Source organism: Rhodococcus sp. (in: high G+C Gram-positive bacteria) (genome assembly GCF_049591685.1).
In the GTDB taxonomy this organism is placed as follows: domain Bacteria; phylum Actinomycetota; class Actinomycetes; order Mycobacteriales; family Mycobacteriaceae; genus Rhodococcoides.
This window is the reverse complement of record NZ_JBAWFH010000458.1, coordinates 1-3626: the sequence shown is the minus strand read 5'-3', so window position 1 is coordinate 3626 and position 3626 is coordinate 1. Positions and strand designations below refer to the sequence as shown.

At 69.4% G+C, this 3626-nt stretch carries 1 protein-coding gene; it reads left to right on the top strand.

The genetic code is table 11. The features are described 5' to 3' along the window. Positions 1-52: 52 nt before the first annotated feature. Positions 53-3626: amino acid adenylation domain-containing protein (locus WBQ44_RS19150; RefSeq protein WP_495568254.1), on the top strand; the 3574-nt coding region annotated here is incomplete at its 3' end.

Genomic DNA, 3626 nt, shown 5'->3' with positions numbered 1-3626 from the left:
ACTCGTTGCCACCGTTCGGCATACGGACCTCGACGCGTTTGCGCACGCGGAGCTGCCGTTCGAGCGGATCGTCGACGCCCTCGCCACCGACCGCGCGCTCGACCGCCACCCACTGTTCCAGGTGATGCTCGCCTTCGACAATGCACCGCACCAATCGGTGGACGACCTTCCCGTTTCCGTGGTGCCGGTGGAAACACATACCTCCGAGTTCGACCTCAACCTTGTCCTCACCGAGACACCGTCCGGCATCTCGGGGCAGATCGAATACGCCGTCGACCTGTACGACCGGGAGACCGTCGAGCGGTTCGCGGACACCCTGATGACCGTCCTCCACGCCGTGGCGGGGGAGCCGGGAGTGGTGGTCGGCGACCTTGCAATTGGTCCCCCGGTCGAAAGGGTCGATGCCGCACCACTGGGCACCCTCAACGACATCTTCCGAATGGGGGACCTCGCGCTCGACGGCGCCGTCAGCATCACCTACGACGAGCTCGACCGTCGGACGAACAGCCTCGCCCGCGCGCTCATCGCCCACGGTGCCGGACCGGAGACACTCGTCGCGCTGTCGATGGAACGGTCCGCGGAGTACATAGTCGCGCTGTGGGCTGTCGCGAAAGCCGGCGCGGCGTTCGTCCCCGTCGACCCGCGGTATCCGTCCGCTCGCCGCGAACAGATGCTGAAGGGTATCCGGATCGGGCTGGGCGGCAGCGAGACCGGCGTGGAGTGGCTAGTCGAGTCCGGCCACTACAGCGACGGGCCGGTCACCGACGCCGACCGCCTGGCTCCCCTGCGGCCGGAGCACCCCGCCTACGTCATCCACACATCCGGATCGACCGGCACCCCCAAGCCTGTCACCGTCACCCACGCTGCCGTGTATGCGCTTGCGCAGGAGGTGATCCCGCGGTACGGGACCACCCGTCAATCGCGCGTGCTGCACGGGTATTCGGTCAACTTCGACGCCGCTGTCCTCGAGCTCGTGCTGGCGTTCGGTGCGGGCGCGACCATGGTGGTCGCACCCGCCGACCTCGTCGACGGTGACGAGATGGCGCAGTTCCTCACCGAACACGGCGTCACACACTACCTTTCGACGCCGGCCGTCCTGGCGACGGTCCCTCCCGTCGACTCGATCACCACCGTCGCGGTAGGCGGGGACGTGCTCGGCGGCGAAGTGGTCCGTGCATGGGCGGCAGGAGCGGAGCCTGCGGAGCGACCCAGGGTCGCTGCTAGTTCACGTCGGATGCTCAATGCGTACGGTCCGTCGGAGGCGACCGTCGTGGCGACGTTGACCGATCCCCTGCGCGCGGGGAATCCCGTCACCATCGGCCGTCCACTCGCGCACGTCGCGGCCGTCGTCCTGGATCGGCGCCTGCAGCCGGTGCCGGTGGGCGGCGTCGGCGAGCTGTATCTCGGTGGTTCCGGCCTTGCGCGCGGCTACGGGGACAGGGCCGCGCTGACCGCCGAACGCTTCGTCGCAGCGCCCGGCGGTACGCGTCTCTACCGCACGGGAGACCTCGTTCGCCTCGGCGCGGGTGGGGAACTCGACTACCGCGGCCGCATCGACTCGCAGGTCCAGATCCGCGGGGTACGCGTCGAACTCGGTGAAATCGAGGCTGCGCTGCTCGCACACCCCGACGTGCGCGGCGCCGTCGCAGCGATGCGCGAGAGCCGGATCGTCGCCTGGGTGGTGGGGCTCGACGAGCAGGACGCCACCCGGTGGCTGCTCGAACGGCTTCCGCTGACAATGGTTCCCGCTGCGATTGTCCCCGTCGACAGGATCCCCGTCACCGCGAACGGCAAGGTCGACGCGTCGGCCCTTCCCTCGCCGTCTCCGGCCGTCGAGTCTGCGGTGCCGCGGTCGCTTGCGGAGGACGTCATCCTCGGTATCCTTGCCGACACGCTCGGTGTCGCAGAGGCGTCCGTCGACGCCAATTTCTTCGTCCTGGGCGGTGATTCGCTGACTGCCACCCGCGCGGCAACCCGGATCGGCGCCGCACTTGGATCGCGGGTTCCGGTGAGGACACTGTTCGAGGCGCCGACCGCGCGCCTGCTGGCGTCGGCGATCGACGCACTGTCTGGCGACCACACAGCGCTCCCCGCGCTCGTGCACCGACCTGCAGTGCAGGCGTTGGGGGCCCGCGAGTTCGCCGGGCTCGCTCCGGCGGAGCGTCGAATCTGGTTGCAGAACAGGTACGACCCCACCTCGGCCGCCTACAACATCGCCTTCGAACTTCCGCTTCCCGCAGAGGTGGACCACGACGTGCTGCGCGCGGCGATCGTCGACGTGGTCGATCGGCACATCCCGCTGCGGACCGTGTACCCGTCCACCGCCGACGGCCCGGTGACGACGCTTCTCGACGCCGAGACGGTGGTCTCCTCGCTGGACGACCGCCACGCCGATGCGAGCAAGATGCCCGTCGACGGATTCGATCTGACGGTGGAACCGCCGGTGCGCCTGGCGCTTTCCCACACCGCGGACGGGGCGGTGTTGACCGTGGTGGCCCACCACATCGCCGTCGACGGTCTGTCGGTGGCGCCGCTCGCGCGTGACGTCGGCACGGCGCTCACCGCACGGATCGCGGGTCAGGTGCCCGAGTTCGAGCCGCTGACAATCGATTACGCCGACTACCGCCTGTGGCAGCAGGACGTGCTCCGCGCCGTCGCCGACGATCAGCTCGACTATTGGCGCCGCACCCTCGCCGGCATGCCCGACTACCTCGACCTGCCGACCGGCACCCCGAACCCTGACGCCGACCGGTCACCCATCGAGTTCGGCGTCGACGCCGACACGTTGGAGCAGTTGCGGTCGTTGGCACACCGCGTCGGCGCGACGGTGTTCGTCGTCGTCCACGCAGCACTCGCCGCTGTGCTCGCCGAGGCCAGCGGCACCGAGGACATCGCCGTCGGCACACCGGTGTCGGGCCGCTCCGACCCGGTGCTCGACGACCTCGTCGGCATGTTCGTCGGCACCGTAGTGCTGCGCACCGAGGTGACGCAGTCGACGACGTTCGAGCAGTTCGTGACCGAGGTGGCGGGCCGTGACCTCGACGCGTTCGCGCACTCCGACGTGCCGTTCGAGTGGGTTGTCGAAGCCGTGCAACCCGCCCGTGCGGTCGACAGCCACCCGCTGTTCCAGGTGCTGCTCGCGGTCGGCGAGGTCGCGTCACCGACATTCGACCTCGGCGCAGAGACAGCGGCGCCGCGGCGCATCGACATCGACGCCACCCAGTTCGACCTGGAATTCGTCGTCGAGGACACCTCCGACGGCTTGGCCGGGCGCCTCGCTTATTCGTCGTCCCGGTTCTCGCGGTCGGTGGTCGCCGGGCTGGCCGAACGGCTGAGCAGCGTGCTGTCGCTGGTCGCCGAGCACCCCGACATCGAGTTGGGCAGCGCCCCGTTCCGGCAAGCCGACGTCGCGGCGGTCGCACACCGAGACGGTGCAGGCGAGCAATACACGCTCGCCGAGTTGTTCCGCAGCGCCGCGTCGACGTGGCCCGAGAACATCGCCGTCATCGACGGTGCCACGACGCTGACCTATGCCGAGCTGGAACGACGGTCGGCCATGCTGTCCGACAGACTGATTCGCGCAGGAGTACGACCCGGGGAACTCGTCGCCGTCGCGCTACCGAGGT